Here is a 24172-nt window from a genome sequence, read left to right as displayed (position 1 = left end):
GCATGGCATTTGTGGCCAGCCCCTACAATTCCGCATTGCTCGAAGCGGGCTTTTACCGTTAGAGCCTTCCTCGGCCGCAACGCATCGGCCCGAAAGCCGGAATCGGTTTTCGCGTAAGCAAAATAGCAGAGCTGCCGCCTCCAACCGGAAAGGCCTTAGCCGCCCATGCCTCATCTTCCCGAACACCTCCTCGTCGGCTACCGCAATTTCATGAACGGCCGCTACCTCACCGAGAGCGGCCGCTATCGCGAACTCGCCCGCGAAGGCCAGGCGCCCGAAACCATGATCGTCGCCTGTTGCGACTCGCGATCCGCGCCCGAGGCGATCTTCGACGCCGGCCCCGGCGAACTCTTCGTGCTGCGCAATGTCGGCAATCTGGTGCCGCCCTACGAGCCGGATGGCGAGTTCCATTCGACCTCGGCCGCGCTCGAATTCGCCGTGCAGAGCCTCAAGGTCAAGAACATCGTCGTCATGGGTCATGGCCGCTGCGGCGGCATCCGCGCCGCGCTCGATACCAATTCCGCGCCGCTTTCTCCCGGCGACTTCATCGGCAAGTGGATGAGCCTGATCGCGCCGGCCGCCGAAACAGTGTCGGCCAGCACCCTCATGACGGCGACGGAGCGCCAGACGGCACTCGAGCGCATCTCGATCCGCTATTCCATTGCCAATCTGAGAACCTTTCCCTGCGTCTCGATCCTCGAGGGCAAGGGGCGGCTGTCGCTGCACGGAGCCTGGTTCGACATTTCGACCGGCGAACTCTGGGTGATGAACAAGGAGACCGGCGATTTCGAGCGGCCGGTGCTGGAATGAGCGGCACGGCGCGCCGGGGGATGAACGTCCGGCCGGTCGTTTTCACCGCCGTCGCACTGCTGATAGCGATCGTTGCCGCCCGCGCCGATGACCGCGCCCTCATCAGCCGCTGGTATTCGGCGCTGCTGGTCGCCGACCGCACAGAACTCGCCGACCTGCTCGCCGACGATGTCCGCATCAAGCTCGACGACCTTGGCGTCGTCCAGAGCAAGCAGGAATTCATCGCTTCGCTCGACGAATGGAAAGGCGCGGTTGCCGGTGCCGCTATCCGGCACCGCATCGAGAAGAGCGAAGGCGGGGTCACCACCGTGATCGCCTGCTACGATTTCCCCAACAATGACATGCTGATGCAGGAAACCTTCGCGGTGAGCGACAACCGCATCACCGCCAGCTCGCAAGCCGCGATCGCTGAAAACTGCGAGGGCTACTGAGGCGGATCGCCCAACTGGCATATTGCGGGCCCGCGGGCCGCGCCCTACATCGGTGACACCCTCCTTCCTGACGCCAGCGAAAGACCCTCCATGCCCTCTACGAAAGCCGTCGACCTCGCCGCTCATCCCTTGACCGCGTGGCAAGGACCGCTCGGCCTGCCCGATTTTGCCCAGATTGGCGACGGTGATTTCTCCCCGGTCTTCGACGCCGCGCTGAAGGCGCATGAAGCAGAGATCGACGCGATATCAGGCAACGAGGAGGCGCCGACCATCGAGAACACGCTTGCCGCGCTGGAACTGGGCGGCGAGGCGCTCGACCACGTCTCGTCGATCTTCTGGTGCCGCGCCGGCGCCTATACCAACGAAACGATCCAGGCGCTGGAGCGCGACATTTCGCCGAAGATGTCGAGGCATTTCTCCGCGATCTCGATGAACGAAAAACTGTTTGCCCGCATCGACGACCTCTACCAGCGCCGCGAGAGCCTGCAGCTCGATCCCGAGACGCTGCGTGTCCTGGAGAAGACCTGGAAGGGTTTCGTCCGTTCCGGCGCCAAGCTCGATGCCGACGGCAAGAAGCGGCTGGCCAAGATCAGTGAAGAGCTGTCGTCGCTCGGCACGACTTTCGGGCAAAACGTGCTGGCCGACGAGCGCGACTGGGCGCTGTTCCTCGACGAGGCGGACCTTGCCGGCCTGCCGGACTTCGTGAAAAGCTCGATGGCCGAGGCCGCCGAGATACGTGGCCAGAAGGGCCGCTACGCCGTCACCCTGTCGCGCTCGATCTACGAGCCGTTCACCACCTTCTCCGAGCGCCGCGACCTGCGTGAGATTGCCTATCGCGCCTTCACCATGCGCGGCCAGAATGGTGGTGCGTCCGACAACACGGCCGTGGTGCGCGATATGCTGAAGCTGCGCGCCGAAAAGGCGAAGCTGCTCGGCTATGCCTCCTTCGCCGCGCTCAAGCTCGACGACACAATGGCCAAGACACCGAAGGCGGTACATGCGCTGCTCGACCCGGTCTGGGAAAAGGCGCTGGAAAAGGCCGCCGCCGACCAGAAGGAACTGGAGCGGCTTGCGGCGCAAGCCGGCAGCAACGAAAAATTCGCCGCCTGGGACTGGCGCTTCTACCAGGAAAAGCTGCGCGCGGAAAAGTTCGCTTTCGATGAGGCCGAACTGAAACCCTACCTGCAGCTCGACCGCGTCATCGACGCCTGTTTCGACGTGGCGACACGGCTGTTCGGCATCACTTTCGAGGAGAAGCAGGGGATCGCAGCCTGGCACCCGGACGCGCGCGTCTTCGTGGTGAAAAACGCCGATGGCAGCGAGCGTGGCCTGTTCCTGGCCGACTATTTCGCGCGGCCTTCAAAACGCTCCGGCGCCTGGATGAGCGCGCTGAAGTCCGGCTACCGTCTCGGCCATGGCTCCAGGCCGGTGATCTACAACATCATGAACTTCGCCAAGCCGCCGGCGGGCGAACCGGCGCTGCTGTCGGTCGACGAGGCGAAAACCTTGTTCCATGAGTTCGGCCATGCGCTGCACGGCATGCTGACCGACGTCACCTGGCCATCGGTTTCCGGAACCTCGGTCAGCCGCGACTTCGTCGAGTTGCCTTCCCAACTCTACGAGCACTGGCTGACAGTGCCGGCGGTGCTGGAAAAGCACGCGCTGCATGTCAAGACCGGCAAGCCGATGCCCAAGGCGCTGCTCGACAAGATGCTGGCCGCGCGCACTTTCGGCGCCGGCTTCGCGACCGTCGAATTCACCGCCTCGGCGCTGATCGACATGGCCTATCACGCGCGGCCCGATGCGCCGGAAGAGCCACTTCGTTTCGAGGCCGAAACATTGCAAAAGCTCGACATGCCCGATACGATCGCGATGCGCCATCGCACCCCGCATTTCGGTCATGTCTTTGCGGGCGACGGCTATTCGGCCGGCTATTATTCCTACATGTGGTCGGAAGTGCTCGACGCCGACGCTTTCGCCGCCTTCGAGGAAACGGGCGACCCCTTCAACCCGGCGCTGGCCGAACGGCTGCGCAAGAACATCTACGCCGCCGGGGGCTCGAAGGATCCCGAAGAACTGTACACGGCGTTTCGCGGCAAGATGCCTTCGCCGAACGCGATGATGGTGAAGCGGGGCTTGGTGTAGCGCCCTTTTTCCTTCTCCCCTTGTGGGAGAACCCTACATCCCCCAAGGATCCTTCACCCGTGGCCACACCGGCCGCGTCAGCTTCTTGTAATTCGTCGCCGCCGGGTTGCTGGGATACGAACTCGGCGCCGCGACATAGATGATCTCGGCGGCGATCGGCTCGAAGCCGGCATAAAAGTGGTTGGTCGACTTGATCAGCAGAATGTCTTTCGACAGCGGTTCGATGCCGATGTTGGAAAAGACATCCGGCTCGAAGGTCTGCGTGCGATTGGTGTTCAGGATCACATCGACCTCGGTGCCTTCGATCCGCACCACCGCCGACGGTCCCAATGTCACGCGACTCGGCCCGAAACTCTGCCAGCCCTGCCCGACAGCCTTCAGCACGGTGACGCGCGCGTCGATCGGCTCGCCGGCCTGCGGCCCGGCCTTGCCGCCGAAGCGCAGGTCGATGACCGCGCCCTCGCCCGCCGCCTGGCAGAACATCACCGCGATCGGATCCCAGATCGTCGCCACGCCGACGTTTGCGATGCCGCGCGTCAGGAGTTCGCGCAGCACGATGGTGCCGTCGCCCGGCACGCCGCCACCGGGATTGTCCCAGATATCGGCGATGACGACCGGCTTGTCGCTGCGTTGCGCGCGCACCGCGAGCGCCCGTTCGATGCCGGCGGCGGCGGAGAGCATGGCCATGGCCGTCGTTTCGCGCATGGCGTAGAGCTCGCGCCCCAGCCGCTCGGCCAGCGCATCGCCCCTGGCCTTGTCATTGTCGGTGACGACAAGGATGCGCGTGCCCATCTCGGGCACGTCGGCGGCCATGAAGCCGTGGATGACCGAGACAGACAGCACGCCGTCCTTGCCGTGCAGCGCCTTGATGCGGTCGACGAAGGAGCGCATCGGCTCGCGGCTGGTCGGCAGCACCTGGATCATGCGGCAATCGAAGGTCGAGATGACAGGCTTGATCTCGCCACGCGCCGCCGCCAGCCCAAGCTCGACGACATGCTCGCCACGCTCGTAGAAATCGGTGTGCGGGAATTCGAGGAAATAGGCCATGACATTGCACGCCCCCACGCGCCTCGGCGTAAGATGGCTGTGCGGATCGAACTCGCAGGCGATCGTCACGCCAGGCCCGACGATGCCGCGCACGCGCTCCAGCAGATCGCCCTCGCAATCGTCATAGCCTTGCGCCACCATGGCGCCATGCAGGCCCAGCATGACGGCATCGACCGGCAAGGCGGCCTTCAGTTGATCGAGGATCTCGTCGCGCAGCGCCTCATAGGTCTGGCGCTGCACCAGGCCGCCGGGCTCGGCCCAGGTCGCGGTGCCTTCGATCACGGTGAGACCTTCCGCGGCCGCGCGGCGGCGCAGCGCCACGATCGGCGAGGAGCACAGCGTCGGCGTTTCCGGATGCTTGCCCGGCCCGGCATAGAACGCCATCTCGAACGAGGCCCGGTCTGTCGGCACCGGCGAGAAGGTGTTGGTTTCCGTCGCCAGCGAGGCGGTGAAGATGCGCATGAAAGCTCCGTGGACTTCTTGTTTTTTCGCAAGTCCGGGCGGAAACCGCTGCGCCCTTCTTGCTGGAATTGCTATTTGACCGCCCCGAGCGCCAGCCCGCGCACGAGATAGCGCTGCAGCCAGATGAACAGGATCGCCACCGGCAAGGTCGCCAGCAGCGTCGCCGCCATGACGTGATGCCATTCGATCGTGTAGCGGCCAGCGACCAGAGAGAACACCTGGATCGGCAGCGTATAGCTTTCCTGGCTGCGCAGCATGGTCAGCGCCACGACGAATTCGTTCCAGGCATTGATGAAGGTGAAGATCGCAGTCACCGCGATCGCCGGCAGGCAAAGCGGCAGGAACACTTTTCGCAAGGTCAGCCAGCGCCCGGCGCCCTCCATCCAGGCGGCCTCCTCGAGGTCGCGCGGAATGGTGTCGAAATAGCTCTGCAGCATCCAGACCGTGAAGGCGACGTTGAAGGCCATGTAGATGAAGCCAAGCGCGGTGGTCGATTCGACCAGCCCCCAGGCGGCCATCAGCCGGAACAGGCCGAGCACCAGCACGATCGGCGAGATCATCTGCGAGATCAACAGGAACTGGCGGAAGGCGCCATAGCCGGCAAAAGCGAAAGCGCGACATGGCGTAGGCGGCCGGCACGGAGATGAGGATGGCGCCAACGGTGGCGATCACCGAGACGTAGAGCGAATTGGCCAGCGCCTGGCCGAAGCCGGTCGCCACCCACATGTCGGAGAAATTCGACCAGCGGAACTCGCTCGGCCACCAGCTGGGCGTCAGCACTTCGGTCCTCGGCTTGACCGCCGTCAGGAACATCACCGCGAAGGGGAAGAGCGTCACCACGATCAAGGGCGACAGCAGCAACCAGGCGACGATGGTACGCTTCAATTTGCTTCTCATGCGCGCTGCTCCCGCATGGCAAGCCGGACATAGATCAGGGTGAAGACCAGCAAAATGGCGAACATCACCAGCGACACCGCGGAGGCCTCGCCGAGTTTGCCGATGCGGAAGGCCAGCTTGTAGAGGTGGGTGACCAGGATGTCGGTCGAATTGGCGGGCCCGCCCTGCGTCATCACCCAGATGATCGGGAAGGAATTGAAGACGTAGATGGTGTTGAGCACGATGGCGATGTTGATGAAGGGTTTCAGCAGCGGAAAGGTGATTTCGCGGAACTGCTGCAGCGGCGTTGCCCCCTCCAATGCGGCCGCCTCGTAGAGATCGTCTGGGATGGACGACAGGCCGCCGAGGAAGATCGTCGTGGTGAACGGCACCGTCACCAATATGCCGATCAGCACCTGCATCGGAAAGGCGGTTTCAGCCTGCGCCAGCCACTGGATGTTGTGGTCGATCAGGCCGAGCCCGATCAACGCCGAATTCAGCATGCCGCTTTCACCGCTCAGCGCCCAGCGCCAGACAACGGCCGTCATGGTCAGCGACACCGCCCAGGGCAGCATGATGATGACGCGGGCAAGGCCACGACCATAGAAATCGGTGTTGAGGATCATCGCCACCGGGATCGAGAGCAGCAGCGCGCCGCCGACCACCAGTACCGTCCACAGGCCGGTGCGCCAGAGGGCCGCGACAAAGTCGGGATCGGCGGTGAGCGCGGCGAAATTGGTCAGGCCGCTGAAGTCGCGCAACTGGCCGAAACGGCTGACGTCGTGCGTCGAAATCTGGATCAGGTCCCAGACCGGCCAGAAGATGACCACCGCCGCCAGGAACAGGCTGGGCAAGGTCAGGAGATAGGGCAGGAAGCGATTTTGCATCGGCTTGGGTTGTACCGCTTTGCTTTGGCTTGGGTGGCCTTGAATTCCTTACGCACGGTCTGTGCTGCCCCTCACCTGCCTGCCCGCATCCTCTCCCGTATAGTGACGGGGAGAGGGGCGCTCCCTTCGCCGGTTTCGCCAATCACCGACGTCGCAGGAAAGGTGCCTAGGTCGCGGCCAGCCCTTTCTCCCCGTCCCTATACGGGGAGAAACGCCCGGCAGGGCAATGAGGGGCAGCGCCGACACTGCGATTTTTGCTTCGTCCGGAGTGATTACCTGTCAGTCTTCGTATTTACGTGGAGAGCACCCGAATACCTGTTTTTAGAAGTGTGGCGCGCCCCGCCTGAGTCGGGGGCGCGCCACGGGCGCAGGGAGATACGCCCTATTTCTTCAGCGCCGCCCTATTTCTTCAGCACCGCATTCGCCTTGGCCGCCGCGTCCTTCAAGCCGGCCTCGGGGTCGCCGCCGAGATAGATCTTCTGCATGGCGTCGGACGTGATCTGGGCGACCTCTTCCCAGCCCGGAATGACGGGCGCGAAGCGGGCATCGGGCAACAGCGCGGTAAAGGCGGCCAGATCGGCGTTGTTGACGTAGTAGTCCATCTTGGCCTCTTCCTTGTTCACCGGCAGGAAGCCTTCGCCCTGCGTGAACTTGGCGCGCTGCTCCGTGGTGAACAGGAAGTCCATCAGCTTCCAGGCCTCGTCCTTGTTCTTGGAGTTCTTGAACATGATCATGGAATCGGTGACGCCATAGGTGCCGCGCGCACCCGTCGGACCGGCCGGAATGGCGGCGACGCCGTATTTGAGGCTCGGCGCCTCATCCTTGATCTGGTTGGACAGGAAGGGCGCGGTGATCATCATGCCGACCTTGCCCTGCTTGAACAGGTTCTGCACGTCCTCGCGGTTGTTGGAGGTGACGCCGGGCTCCGTTAGCCCCTCGTCGATCATCGATTTGTAGAGCTTGGCCGCTTCGAGCGCGCCCGGCGTGCCGAGGCCCGACGTACCGTCCTTGTTGAGGATTTCTGTGCCCTGCGACCACATCGCGTAGTAATAATAGACGTCGGTCTCGATCTCCTTGCCCTGCAGGCCGAAGCCGAAGGCACCCTGCGCCTTGATCTTGCGTGCATCCTCCTGCAGCTCGGTCCAGGTTGCCGGCGGCTTGGCGATGCCGGCCTTCTCGAACAGCTCCTTGTTGTAATACATGGCGCGCGCCGAAGCGGCGATCGGCAGACCATAGGTCTTGCCGCCCATGATCGAGGGCGACAGGAAGGTGTCTATGAAGCGGCCCTTGAAGTCGGGCGTGATGTAGCCGTCGAGCGGCTCGGCGACATCCTGCTGGACGAAGTCGATCAGCCAGCGTGTGCCGATGATGGAGAGATCCGCATTGGTGCCGGCGGTGATGTCGGTGGTCAGCTTCTGCAACAGCACATCCCACGGCACCACCTCGAACTTGACGGTGATGCCGGGATTCTTGGCCTCGAACTCCTTCTTGACCTGTTCGAAATACGGGCCGGTCTTGGCGCTGTATTCGGCGACGGTAACCCGCACTTCGCCGGCCTGCGCCTGCGCGGCAAAGGCCAACATGCCCATTCCGGCCATCAGGCCGGCAGTCCATTTCGCAAGGTTCATCCGATCTCTCCCATTTGGTCCGCGCTTTTGCGCTCCTTGTGCCGGTGCTGACATAAGATTTATGTGACTTTCCTACATTATCCATGAATTTGCCGCATGCAAGCGGATTATTATGTTGCTTAATTACATTCCATTCTTTAGCCTGCCGGCATCTGCCTGACCTGCGGGAGGAGTACGCGCCGTGGTTTCGAGAGCCGAATTCGAAGGCCGGACCGTTCTTGTCACCGGCGCCGGCGGCGGCCTTGGCTCGGCGATCGTCGCACTGCTGGCCGGCAGGGGTGCGCGGGTCGTCGGCTGCGACCAGTCCGAAGCGGCGCTGGCGAGCCCGCACCTTGCCTCGCGCCATGTCTTCGATCTTCTCGACCGGGCTTCGGTCGAAGCCGCGGTCGCCGCAGTGCTCGAAAAGGACGGCGTCCCCGACATTCTGATCAACAATGCCGGCTGGACGCGCGCCGAGACGCTTGACGCGCTGACGGCGGACAGGATCGAGCACGAACTCGACCTCAACCTGACCGGTGTGATGATTTTCGCCGACCCCATTGCCAAGGCGATGGCCGCGCGCGGTTCGGGCAGCGTCGTCTTCATTTCGTCCGTCAACGCCATCGCGCATTTCGGCAACCCCGCCTATGCCGCCGCCAAGGCCGGCATCAACGCCTATGCCAAATCGATCGCTGTCGAGCTCGGCCGCAGCGGCGTGCGCGCCAATGTCGTCTGCCCCGGATCGATCCGCACCGCCGCCTGGGACCATCGCCTCGCCAAGAACCCCGACGTCATCGGCAAGCTGCAGCGGCTCTACCCGCTCGGCCGCATCGTCAGCGCCTCGGAAGTGGCGGAAGCGGTCGCCTTCCTTGCCTCCGACCGGGCCTCGGGCGTAACAGGCGTGGTTATGCCCGTGGATGCGGGATTGACCGCCGGCTGCCTGCCGTTCATCGACGACATATTGGGAGCGTGACCATGACCGACGTCGAGTTCCGCAACCTGTCGAAATCCTTCGGCCAGCACAGGATCCTCGAGGAGATCAGCCTCGACATCAAGAGCGGCGAGTTCGTCGTGCTGGTCGGCCCGTCCGGCTGCGGCAAGTCGACCTTGCTGCGCATGCTGGCGGGCCTGGAGACCATCAGTTCCGGCGATCTGCTGATCGGCGGCGTGCGCGCCAACGACCTGCCACCGCAGCAGCGCAACATCGCCATGGTGTTCCAGTCCTATGCCCTGTTCCCGCATCTGAGCGCCGCCGAAAATATCGGCTTCGGCCCCAAGATCCGGGGAGAGAGCCGCACCGCCATCGACCAGAAGGTTAAGAAGGCGTCCGGCGTCCTCAACCTGTTTTCCTACCTCGACCGCTACCCCCGCCAGCTCTCGGGCGGCCAGCGCCAGCGCGTCGCCATGGGCCGCGCCATCGTGCGCGAACCCTCCGTCTTCCTGTTCGATGAGCCGCTCAGCAATCTCGACGCGCAATTGCGCGTGCAGATGCGCACCGAGATCAAGGCGCTGCATCAGCGGCTGAAATCGACCATCGTCTACGTCACCCACGATCAGATCGAGGCCATGACCATGGCCGACCGCATCGTCGTGATGGATCGCGGCAGGATCCAGCAGGTCGGGGCGCCACTGGAGCTCTATGACCGGCCGGCCAACAAGTTCGTCGCCGGCTTCCTCGGCTCGCCGTCGATGAGTTTTGTCTCCGGCGCGCTCAAGACGACGCCCGAGAGAACCTGGTTCGAGTCGGCCGGCGGCGGACGGTTGGCACTTGCCGGCAAACCGCTGCCGGCGGGCAGTGCCGTGGAGGCCGGCATCCGGCCCGAGCATTTCATCGTCGGCGAGGCCACTGATGCCATGGCGCTCAAGGTCGATGTCGTCGAGCCGACCGGTTCCGAGACCCATGTCTACGGCGCCATTGGCGCCGACACGGTACGCGCCGTTTTCCGCGACCGGGTGCCGGTCCGGCCGGGGGACCTGCTGCCGGTCTCGGTCGCCCCCGGCAACATCCATCTGTTCGACAAGGCAACGGGCCTGCCGCTGGGATGACGATGGAAACTCGGACATGAAGACGCCGGCCGACATCATCACGCGGCTGCAACTGATGTCGCAGGACGGCACCAAGTCGGATCGCCGGCTGGCAAGTCTCGTTCTGTCCGATCTCGACTTCGCCTCCAAGGCGGCAATCTCGGAAATTGCAGCGCGCGTCGGCGTCAGTGAGCCGACGGTCACCCGTTTCTGCCGCAACCTCGGCTGCGAGGGCCTGCGCGACTTCAAGTTCTACCTGGCACAGGCCATTGCCATCGGCGGCCAGTATCTGTCGCCGGAACCGCTGAGCCGCGACGCCCGCGAACAGCGCATTGCGTCGGCCATCACCGAGGCCGCGATCGCCTCCATCCAGCGCGTTAGCGAAAACCTCGACATGACGACGCTGGTCGACGTCGCCGCGCGCCTTGCGGGGTCAGGCAATGTGCTGTGCATTGGTTCGGGCGGCATTTCCTCGATGATGGCGACCGAGATGCAGAACCGCCTGTTCAGGCTCGGCCTGCCGGTTCTGGCGCAGATCGATGGCCAGTTGCAGCGCATGTACGCCGCCGTTGCCACGCCGGACACCACCGTGGTCGCCTTCTCGGTCTCGGGCTATGCGCGCTCGGTCATCGAGGCGGTGCAGGTCGCCCAGCAATATGGCGCCGCCACGGTCGCCGTCACCGCGCCCGATTCCGCGCTGGCCAAGGCCGCCGACACGGTCATCCATCTCCAGCCGCTCGAGGACGGCAACATCTACAAGCCGACATCGTCGCGCTACGCGCTGCTGGCGATCGTCGACATGATCGTGACGTCGGTCGCCGAGACGCGCGGCCCCAAGGTGCTGGAGAATTTGCGCCGCATCAAGCAGAGCGTCAACACGCTCAAGGTCGACGATCCCCGCCTGCCGTTAGGGGATTGATTACGGCGTCTTTCTCCCGTCGCTATACGGGGAGAAATGCCCGGCAGGGCAATGAGGGGCGGCGCCGACCTACGACAATCGATCGAAGTACTCTCAACGGATTGTCAGCTACGTGCTTCGGCTGTCGCAGAGCGCTTCGACGCTTCTTGCCAGCGCCGACGGTTCGCCTGAAATGCGCAGCGTCTTGAGCCGGGCGGTACCGCCGGCAGTGACCGAAACGGCCGATGCCGGCACGCCCAGACCCTTGGCGACCAGCTTCTCCAGCGCTTGATTGGCGGCGCCGTTTTCCGGCACGGCGCGGACCCGCGCCTTCAGGTGGCTTCGTCCGTCCGCCGATGTTTCGACACCTTCCAGCCGGTCCACGGAAGACTTCGGCGTCAGCCGGACGAACAGATCGACGCCGTTCTCGCGAATGCGCAACGGCGCGCTCATCCGATCGTCAGGCCAGCAGCAGCGGCGCCACCGTGGTGAGGATGAACTGCCTGAGGAAGAACAGGATCAAAAGCAGGATGATCGGCGAGATGTCGATGCCGCCAAGGTCGGGCATGAAGCGGCGGATCGGCCGCAGCGCCGGCTCGGTCAGCCGGTAGAGCATGTTGCCGATGCTGCCGACGAACTGGTTGCGCGAGTTGACGACGTTGAAGGCATAGAGCCAGGAAAAGATCGCCGAGGCGATGATGACCCACCAATAGAGGTCGAGCGCCATGACGATGGTTTGAATGAGGGCGAGCATGCCGGTCTCCAATTGTTGCCGACATGTAGCCATTGCACGCCGAGCCGGCAAGAGCAGGCTTCCGCACACGGCCGGCGGTCGGGTTTTTCGGCAAAACGCCGCCTTGACAGGAAACCGTGCCGCCCGATAAATGCGCCATCCGCTGGACGGGGCTGTAGCTCAGCTGGGAGAGCGCGTCGTTCGCAATGACGAGGTCAGGAGTTCGATCCTCCTCAGCTCCACCAGCGGAATAATCGATAGTCCGCTTCCCATGCGGTAGGGTCCAAGCCTCATCCGATGAGGCGCGCGGCATCAATGCTCCCAAAAATGGCCAGATGCGATTTCGCGTTTCCCAGGCGAAATGGCTGTCAATTGGACTTATGGCGGGACCGTCGTCGAGTCGGCGCTATTTTTTTTGGAAATCACGCCATTAGACTGGCGTTCTCAAATCAGTTTTTTCTGTGTGTTGTGACAAGGCGTTTCGGCGGGGGCGACCGAAGGCGCTATAGGGTTTCGAGTCGAAATGAAGAGTTCGCCTGCGAAAGCAAAGCCGTGTCCATTCGGGAGAATCTCGCTGCAAATCTCAGACGGCTCTGCAAGGACCATGCTTCCGTCAGCGCGGTATGCCGCGAGCTGGGTATCAACCGCACGCAGTTCGAGCGCTACCTGCAGGGACAGACCGTTCCCAACAAGGCCACCGCCAAGCTGATCTGTGATTATTTCCGCGTCGACGAAGCCGAACTGTACCGGGACCCCGGTACGCCCGAGCCCACGGCTACCGGCCTGCCGCCGATTTCCGAAAGCCTGTTTGCCCAGATGATCCGCCCGCCCGCCCCGTCGATCGCGGGCGGCACCTATTTCACCTATTTTTCGATCCCCGGCCGATCCGACCTGCTGGTGCGGGCGATCACCTTTGTCCGGCGCGAAGCCGAACTGGTCACATTCCGCAGGGTCACGGGATGGTCGGAGCGTCGCGGCTCGACATGGGCGCGGGCACGCGGCAATCACTATGGCGTGGCGATCTCGCGTCTCAACTGGATCTATTTCAGCGGCGTCAACCGCCGCCAGACCGGCGAGCCGTCGCTGATCTCGGTGCAATGGGCGCCGATCTCCGAACCGGTGCTGACAGGCAAGGCGATGCTTCTGACCGAAGCCGGGCCGGCCTTCGTATCGGTCATCATGCGGCAGGATATGTCCAACATGCGGCCCAGGCATGCGATCCGCTTGGCACATGTCGTCAGGCTCGATGATCCCGGCATTGACCAACTCGTCGTCAGCCTGGCACGGGACGGGATGGCCTAGCCGCCCCGTTACGCTAAATAAGAACAAGATATCCCGAAAAAGCGTATGTTAGCGATTGCCTACTCCATATCTGAGTAAAATCGATTTTTTAGACTTTGGATCGAAAGAAAGATATTTTAGATCATATTTGATTTACTACAATTTTAACAACTCATTAACTCTTCCGACCTTACCTTTCTTCTCGCGGATCCCGTTTGGGATTTCTCAAAAGATCCCATTGGGGGGTCGGGAAAGGGACGAAAATGGCCAAGAAAGTCAACAATGCCCCGAAGCTGACGGTTGCCGCGGGCACGCAGACCGTCTTCTTCTCGCAGGGCATGCACTACAACAAGCGCTGAAGTCGTCGGCGCCGACGGGCATTCGCCTGTCGGCGCTCCGCATCCCCGAACGGCATTCAGCATCATGAAAATGCGCTCTTCAAAAACGCTCGTTTTCTACCCCGGGACCAACAAGGTCACGGCATGCAATTTCCTGACCAGAAGCGTCTTCGACTGCAGCCCCGAAGTGGTCGGCCTTCTCGCTTCCTGGGATGATTGGGCTTCCACGGCGCAGATCGCGCGCGCCCACGGCTGGTCGAAGGCGGACCTGAACGCCGTCGTTCCGCAACTGCTCGATTTTTCCGCCCTCGTCACCGCCGGCTCGCCGCTGGCCGAACAGGAAACGCGGTTCTCCGGGCAGTGGGGATGGGGCCTGCCGACCGCGCTGATGCATTTCTGCGTCCAGGACAGCGAGTTCATGACCATCGAACAGGCCGAGGCGCGGCAGATCGACCGTGCCGGCCATGTCGCCCAGCCGGACCTCCTGCTCAAGAACGCGCCGGGCGCCATCCGGCTGCCGGACGCACTGGCCGACAACGACCTTCTGAGCCTGATGGCCCGGCGCCGCACCAACCGCACCGCGGCCGCGCCCACCATCACCGCGCGGCAGCTTTCCGATTGCCTGTTCGCGGGCATGGGCATCACCGGCGAGACCAGCAACTGCGTCGGCGCCCTGCCGCTCGGCATGACCCCTTCGGGCGGTGCGCGAAACCCCTACGAAGCCTATGTGGTCGCGACCGGCGTCGAAGATCTGGAACCCGGCGTCTATCACTATTCCGCCGCCGGTCATGACCTCGGCAGGATCTCGGCCAACCATGTGCCGAAAATTTCGGAACTGGTCGGCGGACAGGAATGGGCCGACGCCATGCCGTGCCTCATTCTGCTTTGCGCCCGGCTCGACCGCACTATGTGGAAATATGAGGATGCCAACGCCTACCGCGTCGTGCTGATCGAGGCGGGCCATATCGGCCAGAACATGATGCTGGCGGCAACCAGGCATGGCCTGTCGGCCTGCCCCACGGCAGCGCTGAGCCATTCGGCGATCAAGCGCCTCCTGGGCCTCGACCGCCTCACCGACGCGCCCATCTATGCCTTGACCCTCTCAACACCGGAAACCGACCCGCATCCGGCGGGCAGGTCGATCAATTAGCCGTCTCAGCATGCCCAGAGTAGCCGTTACGCGTTCCCAAGGTTTCATCCGACGACAGGAGCAGCACATGCCAAATCAGACCCTACGGCAGTCAGAGATCGATAGCCTTCAATACATCGCGTCGATGACCAATGAGCTGGTGCAGATGGCCGAAGCAAGCCGTTTTCCCATGATCTCCTATCTCCTGGGCATGGCCTATGCCGAGGCCTTCGATGTCCTGCGCGGCGCCCGACCGGCGAGGCACGCGCAGCTCAGCGGCAACCCGATGCATCCCAAGGCGCACGCGAAAGACAACCACGCTCAGCCAAGGACGGCGTAGCGCGATGCAAATATCCGGCTGGTGCGGGACGGCCCACACGCGGCCGAACCGGTGGGAGACGCTCTGTGCGCTGCAAAGCTTGCTGCCGCTGCTGAGAGAGGCCGCCGCCGACCTCGGCAGCGCCGAGATGATCTATTGGTTCGAACTGGCCGATGCCGAAATTGCCAGCATCATCAGGGGCCGGCCATCCGATGCGGCCGGGATGCCCGCCTTGATCGCCCGCAGCCCGCAAGGCGGTCATCCTTACGCAGAAAATTGAGGGGACCAGCAAATGAACATGATCGCCACCATCAGGAGCGCCGACGCCAGCGAAAGCGTCTTTGCCCGGCTGAACGGCTTGATCGCCGGCCGCCCGGCCTCGGCGCGGGCCGCGCGCGTCGAGGCCCGGCAGCTGATTGCCATGGCGATGGCCGATACCTGGCAGGCCGACAGCCTCTGGGGCGCGGCGGATGCCTTTCACGCCCATTTCGACTTCATGATGCAGAGCATCGAGATCAACGGCGCCGACGACCCCAACCTCGGAACCCTGCGGACGAAATGCCGCTTCTACCTGGTGCAGGTCGAGGCACTGTGCCAGTCGATGAGCTGAGTTAATCTCGCAAACTGAATACGAACGGCGCCGTGCGGCTGACGCGCGAGCCGAGTTCCGGCGGCGGCGCCGGCACGGTGGCACCCTGCAGCACCGCGAGCGCGGCGCGGTCGAGTTCGGCGTCACCGGAAGAACGGACGATCCGGGCCGACAGCACCCGGCCGGATGGGTCCATGGTGAAAGTCACGTCCACATTGCCCTGCGCGCGCCGCGATTTCGCGGCACTCGGGTAGCGCTTGTGGCGATTGATCCACGCTGTCAGCCGCGACTCCCATTTGGCCGGACTGACTCCCGAAAACCCGGCCCCCGATCTCGGCACCGCCGCCCTGGCGGCGGGCCTGGCCTCGGCGCTCGCGGCACTTGCCGTCTTCGGTGGTTCGGCCTTTTCCTTCTTCGGCCCTGGTTTGAGCTTGTCGGCGGGCTTCTTGACCTTGGCTTCGGCCGGTTTCTTTTCCTTGCGCGTCTCGGCCGGCTTTGGCCGCGGCAGCGGAACGACAACCTCCGGCGCGACGGTCTCGACGATGTCGGGGACGACCTCCTCCAGCGGCGGTTGGTCGACCGGTCCGGCCTTCGTCATCTCCACCGGCTCGTCCGGCGGCACCGCTTGCGGCTCGGCAACAGGCTCCGCTTGCTCGACCACCTTGTCGGGCTCGGCCTCGGCGATCTTCTCAGTCTCCTCGACCGGCTCGGTTTGGTCGGGAACGACCGCATCCAGCATCGCGGCCTGTTCGGGCACCGCCGGCGTCACCATCATCGGCGCCATCTCGATCACCGGGGCCGGCGGCGGCCCGCCATCCGACGGATCGACCGGGCTGAAATTCTGCACGGCATAAGCGACCGCGACATGCGCCCCGAGCATCAGCACGGCCGCACATGCCCATAGGCCAAGGTCGCGCCAGCCGAAGCGCGACAGCACCGCCGTGGGCGAGCCGGCCGGTCGTGTCATGGGACGGCCGTTCCGCCGGGCGCCGGCGCGGCGGCATCACCGGCGGGCGCGGCCTCCAGTCCGACCAGGGCGACCTTCAGATAGCCGGCGGCGCGCAGCAGGTTCATCGCTTCCATCAGGTCGCCATAGGCGACCGCCTTGTCGGCGCGCAGGAAGATCCGCGTCTGCTTGTCGCCCTTGGTGCGGCTGTCGAGCGTGGCGGCAAAGGCCGGGCGCGGCACGGGATCATTGCCGATCGCCAGCGTGAGATCATCCTTCAACGTCAGGAACAGTGGAGTTTCGGGGCGCGGCGCCGGCGTCGCGGTCGAGCCGGGCAGATCGACATTGACATCCACCGTCGCCAGCGGCGCGGCGACCATGAAGATTATCAACAGCACCAGGATGACATCGATGAACGGCGTGACGTTGATCTCGTGGCTCTCCTCGAGATCGTCATCCATGATCTGGCGGATTCGGCTGCCCATCGTCCTGCTCCGCTATTGCGCCGCCAGCGCCGTCGCGGGTGCGACCGTGCGGAAATCGAGGTCGCGGCTGACCAGCCGTTCGACGCCCGCCGAGGCGTCGGCCAGTATCTGCCGGTAGCCGGCTATCGAGCGGGCAAAGACGTTGTAGATGACGACGGCGGGGATTGCCGCCACCAGGCCCATCGCGGTGGCAAGCAAAGCCTCGGCGATGCCTGGCGCGACCACGGCAAGATTGGTGGTCTGCGCCTGTGAAATGCCGATGAAGGCGTTCATGATGCCCCAGACGGTACCGAACAGGCCGACGAAAGGCGCCGTGGAACCGATCGTCGCCAGCAGGCCGGTACCGCGCGACATGCGCCGCGACGCGGCGGCCTCGATGCGCGACAGGCGCGAGGTGACCCGTTCCTTCAGCCCGTCCCCGCCGACATGGTCGAGCGCGCCGGCCGAAAGCGCGGTCTCTTCCTCCGCCGCCCGCACCAGAAGCGCGCCGGCACCCCCGCTGCGGTCGAGTGCGCGGCTCGCCTGCCGCAACGTCGCTGCGTCGCCGATCGCCCGGACGGCACGGCGGACGCGCAGCTTGCCGCCGAAAATCTCCAGCGATTTGGCCAGCCATATCGTCCAGGTGACGAGCGATGCGAAGGCCAGCCCGATCATCACGGCCTTCACGATGATGTCGGCGGCCATGAACATGCCCCATGGCGACAAATCGTGCGGCAAGTTCAGCTCCATCGCCCCAGCCGCCGGGCTGGCGGGTACCGAGGCGGCTGGAGCACCTTGTGCCGCTGCGGCGGGTGCGGCAGGCGTCGCGATTGCTGGAACCGCGCCAGCCGGCTGCTCCTGGGCCGTCGCGCCGGTCGTCGTCAGGATCACCGATGCGACCAACGCCGCCAACAAACCATGTCTCGACACGAACTTCTTCCTTGTTCTCACAACGAAGTCCTCACTGCACATACCCGACGGGCTGGCCGGTGACGGGATGCGCGAACACACCCATCTCCACGCCGAAAATGCCCTTGAGCACATCGCTCCGCATGATTTCGCCCGGTGTGCCGCGGGTCAGCAGCTTGCCATCCTTCAGCGCGATCAGCTCATCGCAGTAGCGCGCCGCCATGTTGGGATCGTGCAGCACCACGACGACGCAGAGGTCGCGCTTGCGGCTGAGATCCCTGACCAGGCCCAGCACCTCGACCTGATGGGCGATGTCGAGCGCCGAGATCGGCTCGTCGAGCAGCATGACGCCGGCATTCTGCGCTACCAGCATGGCGAGCCAGGCACGCTGGCGCTCGCCGCCGGACAATTCGTCGACCAGCCGGTCCGCGAAACCTTCCATGTCGGTCAGCACCAGCGCCTCCTCGACATGGCGCCTGTCCCCGGCGCCGAAACGGCCAAGCGCGCCGTGCCAGGGGTAGCGTCCGAGCGTCGCCAGTTCGCGCACGGTGAGGCCCGTCGCCGCCGGCGTCGTCTGCGGCAGATAGGCAAGGGCCCGCGCCAGCTCGCGCGCGCCCCATTGCGGCAGCGGCCGTCTGGCGAAGGTGATCGCGCCGGAGCTTGCCGGCTCCTGGCGCGCCAGAAGCTTGATCAGCGTCGACTTGCCCGAACCATTATGGCCGATCAGCCCGTAGACGCGCGCCCGTCGCAATTCGAGCGAGACCGGTCCGAGCAGCGTCCGCTCGCCAACGGCAAAACGCACGGCATCGATGTCGAAAGCGGTCTGGGTATCGGCTACGGCCACGGTCATGGCATTTCTCCAGTGCGGCCGCCGCATTCCAATCCTGGCTACGGCAGGCAGGCGCCCGGTTGACCTATAAAACATGAACTTACTAGTCAACATTGAAGGTGACTGCAATACGCAACAAATCGTGGGAGTTCCGGCCAAAACCCTGAAGCGCCGCGACGCCGGTGGCATTGTTGCCGCTTACGGGGCTGTCGTTCGCCCGATCCGCGCCGGCAATATCCACCGGCCGATACCCGATATCCGGTGTCGCGGCATCGATGTGAAGGCGCTAGAGTAATCCGGCAAGGAGATCCGGATGATCAAGGCAACGCCCTTCGACTACCCCTATGACGGCAGGCTGGTGGCCGAAAGCACCGCGTTGATCGTCATCGACCTGCAACAGGATTTCCTGTCGACATCGGGCTATTTCGCCAGGAAAGGGTATGACCCCTCGCCGCTGCGAGCGATCCTGCCGGCGGTGAACCGCCTGATATCAGCCGCGCGTAAAGCCGGCGTCGCCGTCATCCACACCAGGCAGGGATACCGCGCCGACATGGCCGACATGACGCCTTATGAGAAATGGCGCCGCGAGCGTGCTGGTCTCGACGGCACCGACATCCTGTTGCGCTCGGGCGCGGGGTTCCAGATCGTTCCCGAGATCGATGTCGCCCCGCATGACATCATCGTCGACAAGACCTGCAACAGCGCCTTCACCTATACGGATTTCGAGCATGTGCTGCGTGCGCAAGGCATCACGAATCTGATGTTTTCCGGATGCACGACCGATGTCTGCGTCCACACCACGCTGCGCGAAGCCTGTGATCGCAACTTTCAGTGCCTGACCATCTCGGACGCCTGCGCCAGCGGTGACCAAAGGGCGCATGAAGCGGCATTGCACATGGTGACGGTCGAGGACGGCGTCTTCGGCGTGCTGGCCGATTCGGACGCCGTTATCGATGGCCTGTCGCGGCTTGCGGTCAGACAGGAAGCAACAGAGGATTGACGGGCCTCAGCCCGCTGCTCGCGTCTCCAACCCTGCGCCAGGCGCATAGGCTGCGTGGTGGAATTCGCTGGCTTCGCGGCGCGCCAGGGAGTTGCGCAGCAACGCGATCGTTTCCCGGCCAGCGGTCGCGATCTCGCGTGGCGTGTCGACACCGACGATCATGAATTCATCGATGCCGAGCGCCGCATAGGCAAGCAGTGACAGCGCGACCTGGGCCGGTGGCCCGGAGAGGTCGACCGTCTTGTGGCCGGCGGCGGAAACACCTTGGTGGATCCTGACCGGAAGCGCGAAGCGCAGTTTGCCGGCGCGGCCATGTTCGGCCGCGGCGCTACGCGCCCGCTCCATCAATTGCCTGATATCGTCGATCGGACCCGGCGCCAGTTCGAAGACATCGGCATGCCGGCCCGCCACCTTCAGCGCCGTTCCCGATTGCCCGCCCATGCGGATCACCAGGTCGGCGCCATGCGGACCCTTGCGCTCGATATAACCGCCCTTGATGCTGTAGAACGCGCCTTCGTGGTCGAAGGGCCGGTCGTTCGACCACAGCCGCTTCAACAGCACCAGATATTCATCGATGCGCTGCCAGACGACGCCATGTCCGACCGGCCGTGTCTCGGCATCGTCGTCGTTCAGCGGCTCGCTGATCATCCTGAGCGCCAGCCGGCCGCCGCTCCCCCTGTCGATGGACGCCAACTGACGGGCAGCCACCGTCGGTTCGATCACGCCGGCCCAATGGGTGAGCACCACTTCCAGCGAAGCGGTGCGGTTGAGCACCTGGGCGGCAAGATCCATATTGGTCAGCAGCCCAGCCGAATCGTCGACGACGATCTTCTGGAAACCGACGTCCTCGATCAGCCCAAGCTTGGTCGCGGTCTCCGCGAAGTCATAGAAAAAGGGGACCGTCTCGTCGGCGGCCTTGCCGGGAACATGCGTGAATTCGATCGGCATTGTCATCTCCTCCATCACTGGAATCACTGATGCTGTGAAATGCGAATCCTCGGCCACGCGAAAGCGCTCCGGGATCCGGTTCATTCAACTCCGATTGCCTGAAAGCCGTGGGGCGACGGCCCCTGCCGATCCGGCGCCTTAGGGAATAAGGCCCAGCACGACCGCTCCGGTGAACACGAACGCAAGAGCAAAGACGAGATAGGCGAAAGCGCCGGCATAGGCCGGACGAAAGCTCTGGGCGTTGGCCACCCTCTGGCCGCTGCCGTCTGTCTGAGCGTTCTGAATATAGGACATATCGACCTCCGTCTCACCGGTTAATCTATAAAACTTGTAGACTTTGTCGATTGCTATTTTTGCGTCTTTGGCAGAAATATTTTCTCGTCAGTAGGAAGAAATTGGTGCAAAATTGCTGTGAACGCGGATTTAGGCCATCGGGAGAGAGGGTGCCACGGCAGCGCTCCATGCGCCTTGAATGGACCTATGCGCTTGTCATCACGCACCTATTTCCTGCATTGGCCACGCGAGCAGGGAGGGATAGCATCGTCACCAGCGACAACATGACATGATCCAGAAGGACGGTGGGGGCGGGAAATGGGCACAAGACTGGCCGGTAAGATTGCCATCATTTCGGGCGGCGCGACCGGAATGGGCGGCGCGGCTTCGGAACTATTCGCCGCCGAAGGCGCCAAGGTGGCGATCATCGACCGCAACGGTGAAGCAGCCGCCGCAACCGCGGCGGCGATCCGGGCGCGCGGCCATGTCGCCGAGCACTTTGTCGCCGACGTGTCTGATGAAGCGCAGGTCGAAGCGGCGGTGAAAGGGGCGTCCGAAAAGCTCGGGCCCGTCACCGTGCTGTTCAACCATGCCGGCACCATTGTGATAAAGCCGTTCCTGGAGACGACGCTCGAGGAATGGGACTGGCTGCACGCCGTCAATGTGCGCTCGATGTTCCTGATGACGCGCGCCGTGCTGCCCGGCATGGTCGCGGCGGGCGGTGGCTCGATCGTCTGCACCTCGTCGATCTCGGCGGTAGCGGCGACGCCCAACGAAGTGCTCTACGACACCACCAAGGGCGCCTGCCACATGTTCGCCCGCGCCATCGCCGTGGAATTCCGCGACCGCAACATCCGCTGCAACGCGGTTTGCCCCGGCTTTATCAGGACCCCGCACGGCCTGCGCGAAGTCGCCGACCTCGGCAAGCTCGGCGTCGATGTCTCCGACGCCGCGCTGGCCGCGCAGCAGGGGCGGATCGGCGAGCCCGACGAGGTGGCCAAGGCAGCGCTTTACCTGGCCAGCGACGAGTCGAGTTTCGTCAACGGCACGCATCTGTTCGTCGACAATGGTTTTACGGCGATGTGAGGCGACAGCTCGGCGCCAGGTTCTATTCGCCTACCGCTCTTCTCGTCGAAACGGCTTCAGCAGCGCCGACGGCGCCACCGCGTTGCGCGACATCACCGCCATGGCGACGATGGTGAAGATGAAAGGCAGCATCAGGAACGCCTCGTAGGGGATATGCCCCAGCCCGCTCGCCTGCATGCGCAGCTGGAGCGCATCGACGAAGGCGAACAGCAGCGCGGCCCCCGCCGAGCGCCACGGGTCCCAGCGGCCGAACACCACCAGCGCGATCGCCACCCAGCCGCGTCCGGACACGACGCCGAAGGTGAAGGCGTTGAACTGCGCCATCGACAGGAAGGCTCCGGCGAGCCCCATCAAGGCACCACCGAGGATGACTGCCTGGAAGCGCGTGGCAATGACGCTGACGCCGGCGGAATCGGCGGCACGCGGGTTCTCTCCGACCATGCGCACCGACAGGCCCCAGGGCGTGCGATAGAGCACAAAGGCTGCGAGCGGGATGGCCAGGATCGCCATGTAGACCAGCACAAACTGGTTGAACACCGCCGGCCCGAGCACCGGAATGTTGGACAGGACCGGGATCGGCAGTGTCTGAAAGCCCTTGATGCTCGGCGGCACCGATTGCTGGCCGAAGATCAGCCGGTAGAGGAAATAGGCAAGCCCCGAACTGAACAGCGTCACGCCGATGCCGCAGACATGCTGGCTCAAGCCCAGCGCCACCGTGAACAGCGCATGCAGCGCGCCCATAAGCATGCCGGTCAGCACCGCCACCAGCACGCCCAGCCACAGGCTGCCGCTGAGACTGGTGGCGGTGAAGCCGGTCATGGCGCACAGCAGCATGATGCCTTCGATGCCGAGATTGAGCACGCCGGCCCGTTCGGAGAACATTTCGCCCAGCGTGGCAAAGGCCAACGGTGTGGCGATGCGGATGATGGCGGCGAGGAACCCGACCTGAAAGATCTGCTCGAACACCGCGTTCATTGGACGGCTCCGACGCGGCGAATGCGATAGGCGGTGAACAGCAGCGCGACCAGCATGGCGAGCAGCGCCGTGCCCTGGATGACATCGCTGAGGAAGGCCGGCACGCCGGTCGCGCGCGACATCGCCTCGGCGCCGGTCATCACGGCGGCCAGGAAGATCGCCGCCGGCACGACGCCAAGCGGATTGAGCCGCGCCAACATGGCAACGACAATGCCGGAATAGCCGTAGCCCGGCGAAATATCGCTCATCACCTGGAAGTGCACGCCGCCGACCTCTCCGACGCCGGCCAGCCCCGCCAGCGCGCCCGACAGCAGCGCCGTCGAAAGCAGCACGCGCTGGACGTGGATGCCGCCATAGCGGGCCGCTTCCGGGTTCTCGCCGGTGACGCGGATGCGGAAGCCGAGCGTGGTGCGCACGATCAGGAACCAGATCAACGGTGCGGCGACCAGTGCCGCGATGACGCCGAGATGCAGCCGCGTGCCTTCGATCAGCACCGGGAAATTGGCCGAATCCTCGATCGGCGGCGAGATCGGATAGCCGCTGAAGCTGTCCTTCCACGGCCCCTCGATGAGCGCCATCAGCGCGTAATAGATGACCGAATTGAGCAGCAGCGAACTGACGACATCATCGACCTTGAATTTTACACGCAGCGTCGCCGGAACCAGCGCGACGGCGGCACCCGCGGCGGCACCGGCCAGTGCCATCAAGAGCATGGCGAGCGGTCCCGGCATCGGGATGGCGCCGACGAAACAACTGGCGACGGCACCGGCCAGCAATTGGCCCTCGGCGCCGATGTTCCAGAATTTGGCGCGGAAGGCGACGGCGACCGCCAGCCCGGTGAAGATCATCGGTGCGGCGCGCACCAGCGTTTCGGTGATGGCATAGCTGTCGCCGAGCGAGGCCGTGAACATCACGCCATAGGCCTCGAGCACGCCGGCGCCAGCCAATGCGATAAGACCGCTGCACAGGATGAGCGTCGCCGCGATTGCCAGCAGCGGAAGCGCCAGGTTGAACCAGGCGGGCGTCGAGGTGCGAACTTCCAGGCGAAACATCAGCCGCGGCCCTCCGCACCGGTCATCAGCAGGCCGAGCCGCGCGATGGTCGCATCGGCGCTGTCCAGCGTGCCGGCGATGCGGCCCTCATACATCACCGCGATGCGGTCGCA

Annotated in this window: 26 protein-coding genes, 1 tRNA gene and 1 pseudogene; 14 read left to right on the top strand and 14 right to left on the bottom strand. The window is 64.2% G+C overall.

Annotation, left to right across the window (positions count from 1 at the left end):
• Positions 1-165: 165 nt before the first annotated feature.
• From LB564_RS10405 to LB564_RS10395, 3 genes are all read left to right on the top strand, one after another.
• Positions 166-810: a carbonic anhydrase gene (locus tag LB564_RS10405; RefSeq protein WP_140702650.1), complete on the top strand. Its 645-nt coding sequence runs from the start codon at positions 166-168 to the stop codon at positions 808-810.
• Positions 807-1241: a nuclear transport factor 2 family protein gene (locus tag LB564_RS10400; protein ID WP_224537327.1), complete on the top strand. Its 435-nt coding sequence runs from the start codon at positions 807-809 to the stop codon at positions 1239-1241. The genes LB564_RS10405 and LB564_RS10400 overlap by 4 nt, the downstream gene beginning before the upstream one ends.
• 90 nt (positions 1242-1331) lie before the next feature.
• Positions 1332-3386 (top strand): M3 family metallopeptidase, encoded by a 2055-nt coding sequence (locus LB564_RS10395; RefSeq protein ID WP_224537325.1) that lies wholly within the window; start codon positions 1332-1334, stop codon positions 3384-3386.
• Between the two features lie 33 nt (positions 3387-3419).
• On the opposite strand, the gene LB564_RS10390 is transcribed toward LB564_RS10395, so the two are convergent.
• The 4 genes and pseudogenes from LB564_RS10390 to LB564_RS10375 all read right to left on the bottom strand — a co-directional run bounded on the left by LB564_RS10390 (position 3420) and on the right by LB564_RS10375 (position 8286).
• Positions 3420-4895 (bottom strand): M81 family metallopeptidase, encoded by a 1476-nt coding sequence (locus LB564_RS10390; RefSeq protein WP_224537323.1) that lies wholly within the window; start codon positions 4893-4895, stop codon positions 3420-3422.
• Positions 4896-4966: 71 nt separating this feature from the next.
• Positions 4967-5792, bottom strand: a pseudogene (locus tag LB564_RS10385) (carbohydrate ABC transporter permease).
• A complete protein-coding gene (locus tag LB564_RS10380) occupies positions 5789-6658 on the bottom strand; it encodes a carbohydrate ABC transporter permease (protein WP_224537321.1) in 870 nt (289 codons plus the stop codon). Before LB564_RS10380 ends, LB564_RS10385 begins: the two are co-directional and overlap by 4 nt.
• A gap of 401 nt (positions 6659-7059) precedes the next feature.
• Positions 7060-8286: an ABC transporter substrate-binding protein gene (locus tag LB564_RS10375; RefSeq protein WP_224537318.1), complete on the bottom strand. Its 1227-nt coding sequence runs from the start codon at positions 8284-8286 to the stop codon at positions 7060-7062.
• A 181-nt stretch (positions 8287-8467) separates the two neighbouring features.
• Between LB564_RS10375 and LB564_RS10370 the strand changes: the two genes are divergently transcribed.
• The 3 genes from LB564_RS10370 to LB564_RS10360 are packed head-to-tail and all read left to right on the top strand — an operon-like array spanning position 8468 to position 11209.
• On the top strand, positions 8468-9238 hold the full coding sequence (locus LB564_RS10370; RefSeq protein WP_224537317.1) for an SDR family oxidoreductase: 771 nt from the start codon (positions 8468-8470) through the stop codon (positions 9236-9238).
• Between the two features lie 2 nt (positions 9239-9240).
• Complete coding sequence (locus tag LB564_RS10365; protein ID WP_224537315.1) at positions 9241-10311, top strand: ABC transporter ATP-binding protein; 1071 nt, start codon at positions 9241-9243, stop codon at positions 10309-10311.
• 16 nt (positions 10312-10327) lie between these two features.
• The gene (locus LB564_RS10360; RefSeq protein ID WP_224537312.1) at positions 10328-11209 is read left to right on the top strand and encodes a MurR/RpiR family transcriptional regulator; all 882 of its coding nucleotides are present in this window, start codon (positions 10328-10330) and stop codon (positions 11207-11209) included.
• A gap of 108 nt (positions 11210-11317) precedes the next feature.
• Here the strand turns inward: LB564_RS10360 and LB564_RS10355 are convergent, their stop codons facing one another.
• A complete protein-coding gene (locus LB564_RS10355; protein ID WP_224537310.1) occupies positions 11318-11641 on the bottom strand; it encodes a DUF167 family protein in 324 nt (107 codons plus the stop codon).
• 7 nt (positions 11642-11648) lie between these two features.
• A complete protein-coding gene (locus LB564_RS10350; RefSeq protein ID WP_015315112.1) occupies positions 11649-11942 on the bottom strand; it encodes a YggT family protein in 294 nt (97 codons plus the stop codon).
• A gap of 148 nt (positions 11943-12090) precedes the next feature.
• Here LB564_RS10350 and LB564_RS10345 point away from each other — a divergent pair.
• The 6 genes from LB564_RS10345 to LB564_RS10320 all read left to right on the top strand — a co-directional run bounded on the left by LB564_RS10345 (position 12091) and on the right by LB564_RS10320 (position 15598).
• Positions 12091-12166: transfer RNA gene (locus LB564_RS10345), tRNA-Ala, on the top strand.
• A gap of 307 nt (positions 12167-12473) precedes the next feature.
• Complete coding sequence (locus LB564_RS10340; RefSeq protein ID WP_224537308.1) at positions 12474-13223, top strand: helix-turn-helix domain-containing protein; 750 nt, start codon at positions 12474-12476, stop codon at positions 13221-13223.
• Positions 13224-13631: 408 nt separating this feature from the next.
• Positions 13632-14690: a SagB/ThcOx family dehydrogenase gene (locus LB564_RS10335; protein WP_224537305.1), complete on the top strand. Its 1059-nt coding sequence runs from the start codon at positions 13632-13634 to the stop codon at positions 14688-14690.
• Positions 14691-14757: 67 nt separating this feature from the next.
• A complete protein-coding gene (locus LB564_RS10330; RefSeq protein WP_140702672.1) occupies positions 14758-15009 on the top strand; it encodes a hypothetical protein in 252 nt (83 codons plus the stop codon).
• Positions 15010-15088: 79 nt separating this feature from the next.
• Positions 15089-15268, top strand: a complete 180-nt coding sequence (locus LB564_RS10325) for a hypothetical protein (protein ID WP_224537302.1) — start codon at positions 15089-15091, stop codon at positions 15266-15268.
• A gap of 18 nt (positions 15269-15286) precedes the next feature.
• On the top strand, positions 15287-15598 hold the full coding sequence (locus LB564_RS10320; protein ID WP_224537299.1) for a hypothetical protein: 312 nt from the start codon (positions 15287-15289) through the stop codon (positions 15596-15598).
• Position 15599: 1 nt separating this feature from the next.
• On the opposite strand, the gene LB564_RS10315 is transcribed toward LB564_RS10320, so the two are convergent.
• Genes LB564_RS10315 through LB564_RS10300 form a run of 4 tightly spaced genes read right to left on the bottom strand, consistent with a single transcriptional unit; the run spans position 15600 to position 18746 of the window.
• Positions 15600-16544 carry an energy transducer TonB gene (locus LB564_RS10315; protein WP_224537297.1) on the bottom strand — a complete coding sequence of 315 codons (945 nt, stop codon included), beginning with the start codon at positions 16542-16544 and terminating at the stop codon, positions 15600-15602.
• On the bottom strand, positions 16541-17008 hold the full coding sequence (gene exbD / locus LB564_RS10310; RefSeq protein WP_224537295.1) for a TonB system transport protein ExbD: 468 nt from the start codon (positions 17006-17008) through the stop codon (positions 16541-16543). The genes LB564_RS10315 and exbD overlap by 4 nt, the downstream gene beginning before the upstream one ends.
• Before the next feature lie 12 nt (positions 17009-17020).
• Positions 17021-17917, bottom strand: coding sequence for a tonB-system energizer ExbB (gene exbB / locus LB564_RS10305; protein ID WP_224537293.1), 897 nt, complete (start codon positions 17915-17917; stop codon positions 17021-17023).
• Positions 17918-17948: 31 nt separating this feature from the next.
• Positions 17949-18746, bottom strand: a complete 798-nt coding sequence (locus tag LB564_RS10300; protein WP_224537291.1) for an ATP-binding cassette domain-containing protein — start codon at positions 18744-18746, stop codon at positions 17949-17951.
• 292 nt (positions 18747-19038) lie between these two features.
• Here LB564_RS10300 and LB564_RS10295 point away from each other — a divergent pair, with 292 nt between their 5' ends.
• Positions 19039-19725 carry a cysteine hydrolase family protein gene (locus tag LB564_RS10295; protein ID WP_224537289.1) on the top strand — a complete coding sequence of 229 codons (687 nt, stop codon included), beginning with the start codon at positions 19039-19041 and terminating at the stop codon, positions 19723-19725.
• Between the two features lie 6 nt (positions 19726-19731).
• Here LB564_RS10295 and LB564_RS10290 read toward each other — a convergent pair whose 3' ends face one another.
• Together LB564_RS10290 and LB564_RS10285 are read right to left on the bottom strand one after the other, a co-directional pair.
• Positions 19732-20673, bottom strand: coding sequence for an LLM class flavin-dependent oxidoreductase (locus tag LB564_RS10290; RefSeq protein WP_224537287.1), 942 nt, complete (start codon positions 20671-20673; stop codon positions 19732-19734).
• Positions 20674-20811: 138 nt separating this feature from the next.
• On the bottom strand, positions 20812-20967 hold the full coding sequence (locus tag LB564_RS10285; RefSeq protein WP_140702687.1) for a hypothetical protein: 156 nt from the start codon (positions 20965-20967) through the stop codon (positions 20812-20814).
• Positions 20968-21264: 297 nt separating this feature from the next.
• Between LB564_RS10285 and LB564_RS10280 the strand changes: the two genes are divergently transcribed.
• Positions 21265-22032, top strand: coding sequence for an SDR family NAD(P)-dependent oxidoreductase (locus tag LB564_RS10280; RefSeq protein ID WP_224537285.1), 768 nt, complete (start codon positions 21265-21267; stop codon positions 22030-22032).
• Positions 22033-22062: 30 nt separating this feature from the next.
• Here the strand turns inward: LB564_RS10280 and LB564_RS10275 are convergent, their stop codons facing one another.
• Positions 22063-23007: an ABC transporter permease gene (locus LB564_RS10275; RefSeq protein ID WP_224537283.1), complete on the bottom strand. Its 945-nt coding sequence runs from the start codon at positions 23005-23007 to the stop codon at positions 22063-22065.
• A complete protein-coding gene (locus tag LB564_RS10270; protein ID WP_224537281.1) occupies positions 23004-24059 on the bottom strand; it encodes an ABC transporter permease in 1056 nt (351 codons plus the stop codon). The genes LB564_RS10275 and LB564_RS10270 overlap by 4 nt, the downstream gene beginning before the upstream one ends.
• Positions 24060-24172 lie beyond the last annotated feature (113 nt).

The sequence above is a fragment of the Mesorhizobium sp. ES1-6 genome, from assembly GCF_020164775.1.
Taxonomy (GTDB): domain Bacteria; phylum Pseudomonadota; class Alphaproteobacteria; order Rhizobiales; family Rhizobiaceae; genus Mesorhizobium.
Note: the sequence above shows the minus strand (reverse complement) of the source record. Positions and strands in the feature narration are given on the sequence as shown.

Excerpts from the sequence above, each read along its gene's own strand:
- LB564_RS10405 (WP_140702650.1), top strand. The coding sequence starts at position 166 with ATGCCTCATCTTCCCGAACACCTCCTCGTCGGCTACCGCAATTTCATG.
- LB564_RS10400 (WP_224537327.1), top strand. The coding sequence starts at position 807 with ATGAGCGGCACGGCGCGCCGGGGGATGAACGTCCGGCCGGTCGTTTTC.
- LB564_RS10395 (WP_224537325.1), top strand. The coding sequence starts at position 1,332 with ATGCCCTCTACGAAAGCCGTCGACCTCGCCGCTCATCCCTTGACCGCG.
- LB564_RS10390 (WP_224537323.1), bottom strand. The coding sequence starts at position 4,895 with ATGCGCATCTTCACCGCCTCGCTGGCGACGGAAACCAACACCTTCTCG.
- LB564_RS10380 (WP_224537321.1), bottom strand. The coding sequence starts at position 6,658 with ATGCAAAATCGCTTCCTGCCCTATCTCCTGACCTTGCCCAGCCTGTTC.
- LB564_RS10375 (WP_224537318.1), bottom strand. The coding sequence starts at position 8,286 with ATGAACCTTGCGAAATGGACTGCCGGCCTGATGGCCGGAATGGGCATG.
- LB564_RS10365 (WP_224537315.1), top strand. The coding sequence starts at position 9,241 with ATGACCGACGTCGAGTTCCGCAACCTGTCGAAATCCTTCGGCCAGCAC.
- LB564_RS10360 (WP_224537312.1), top strand. The coding sequence starts at position 10,328 with ATGAAGACGCCGGCCGACATCATCACGCGGCTGCAACTGATGTCGCAG.
- LB564_RS10355 (WP_224537310.1), bottom strand. The coding sequence starts at position 11,641 with ATGAGCGCGCCGTTGCGCATTCGCGAGAACGGCGTCGATCTGTTCGTC.
- LB564_RS10350 (WP_015315112.1), bottom strand. The coding sequence starts at position 11,942 with ATGCTCGCCCTCATTCAAACCATCGTCATGGCGCTCGACCTCTATTGG.
- LB564_RS10335 (WP_224537305.1), top strand. The coding sequence starts at position 13,632 with ATGCGCTCTTCAAAAACGCTCGTTTTCTACCCCGGGACCAACAAGGTC.
- LB564_RS10330 (WP_140702672.1), top strand. The coding sequence starts at position 14,758 with ATGCCAAATCAGACCCTACGGCAGTCAGAGATCGATAGCCTTCAATAC.
- LB564_RS10320 (WP_224537299.1), top strand. The coding sequence starts at position 15,287 with ATGATCGCCACCATCAGGAGCGCCGACGCCAGCGAAAGCGTCTTTGCC.
- LB564_RS10315 (WP_224537297.1), bottom strand. The coding sequence starts at position 16,544 with ATGACACGACCGGCCGGCTCGCCCACGGCGGTGCTGTCGCGCTTCGGC.
- exbD (WP_224537295.1), bottom strand. The coding sequence starts at position 17,008 with ATGGGCAGCCGAATCCGCCAGATCATGGATGACGATCTCGAGGAGAGC.
- LB564_RS10300 (WP_224537291.1), bottom strand. The coding sequence starts at position 18,746 with ATGACCGTGGCCGTAGCCGATACCCAGACCGCTTTCGACATCGATGCC.
- LB564_RS10295 (WP_224537289.1), top strand. The coding sequence starts at position 19,039 with ATGATCAAGGCAACGCCCTTCGACTACCCCTATGACGGCAGGCTGGTG.
- LB564_RS10290 (WP_224537287.1), bottom strand. The coding sequence starts at position 20,673 with ATGCCGATCGAATTCACGCATGTTCCCGGCAAGGCCGCCGACGAGACG.
- LB564_RS10285 (WP_140702687.1), bottom strand. The coding sequence starts at position 20,967 with ATGTCCTATATTCAGAACGCTCAGACAGACGGCAGCGGCCAGAGGGTG.
- LB564_RS10280 (WP_224537285.1), top strand. The coding sequence starts at position 21,265 with ATGGGCACAAGACTGGCCGGTAAGATTGCCATCATTTCGGGCGGCGCG.
- LB564_RS10275 (WP_224537283.1), bottom strand. The coding sequence starts at position 23,007 with ATGAACGCGGTGTTCGAGCAGATCTTTCAGGTCGGGTTCCTCGCCGCC.
- LB564_RS10270 (WP_224537281.1), bottom strand. The coding sequence starts at position 24,059 with ATGTTTCGCCTGGAAGTTCGCACCTCGACGCCCGCCTGGTTCAACCTG.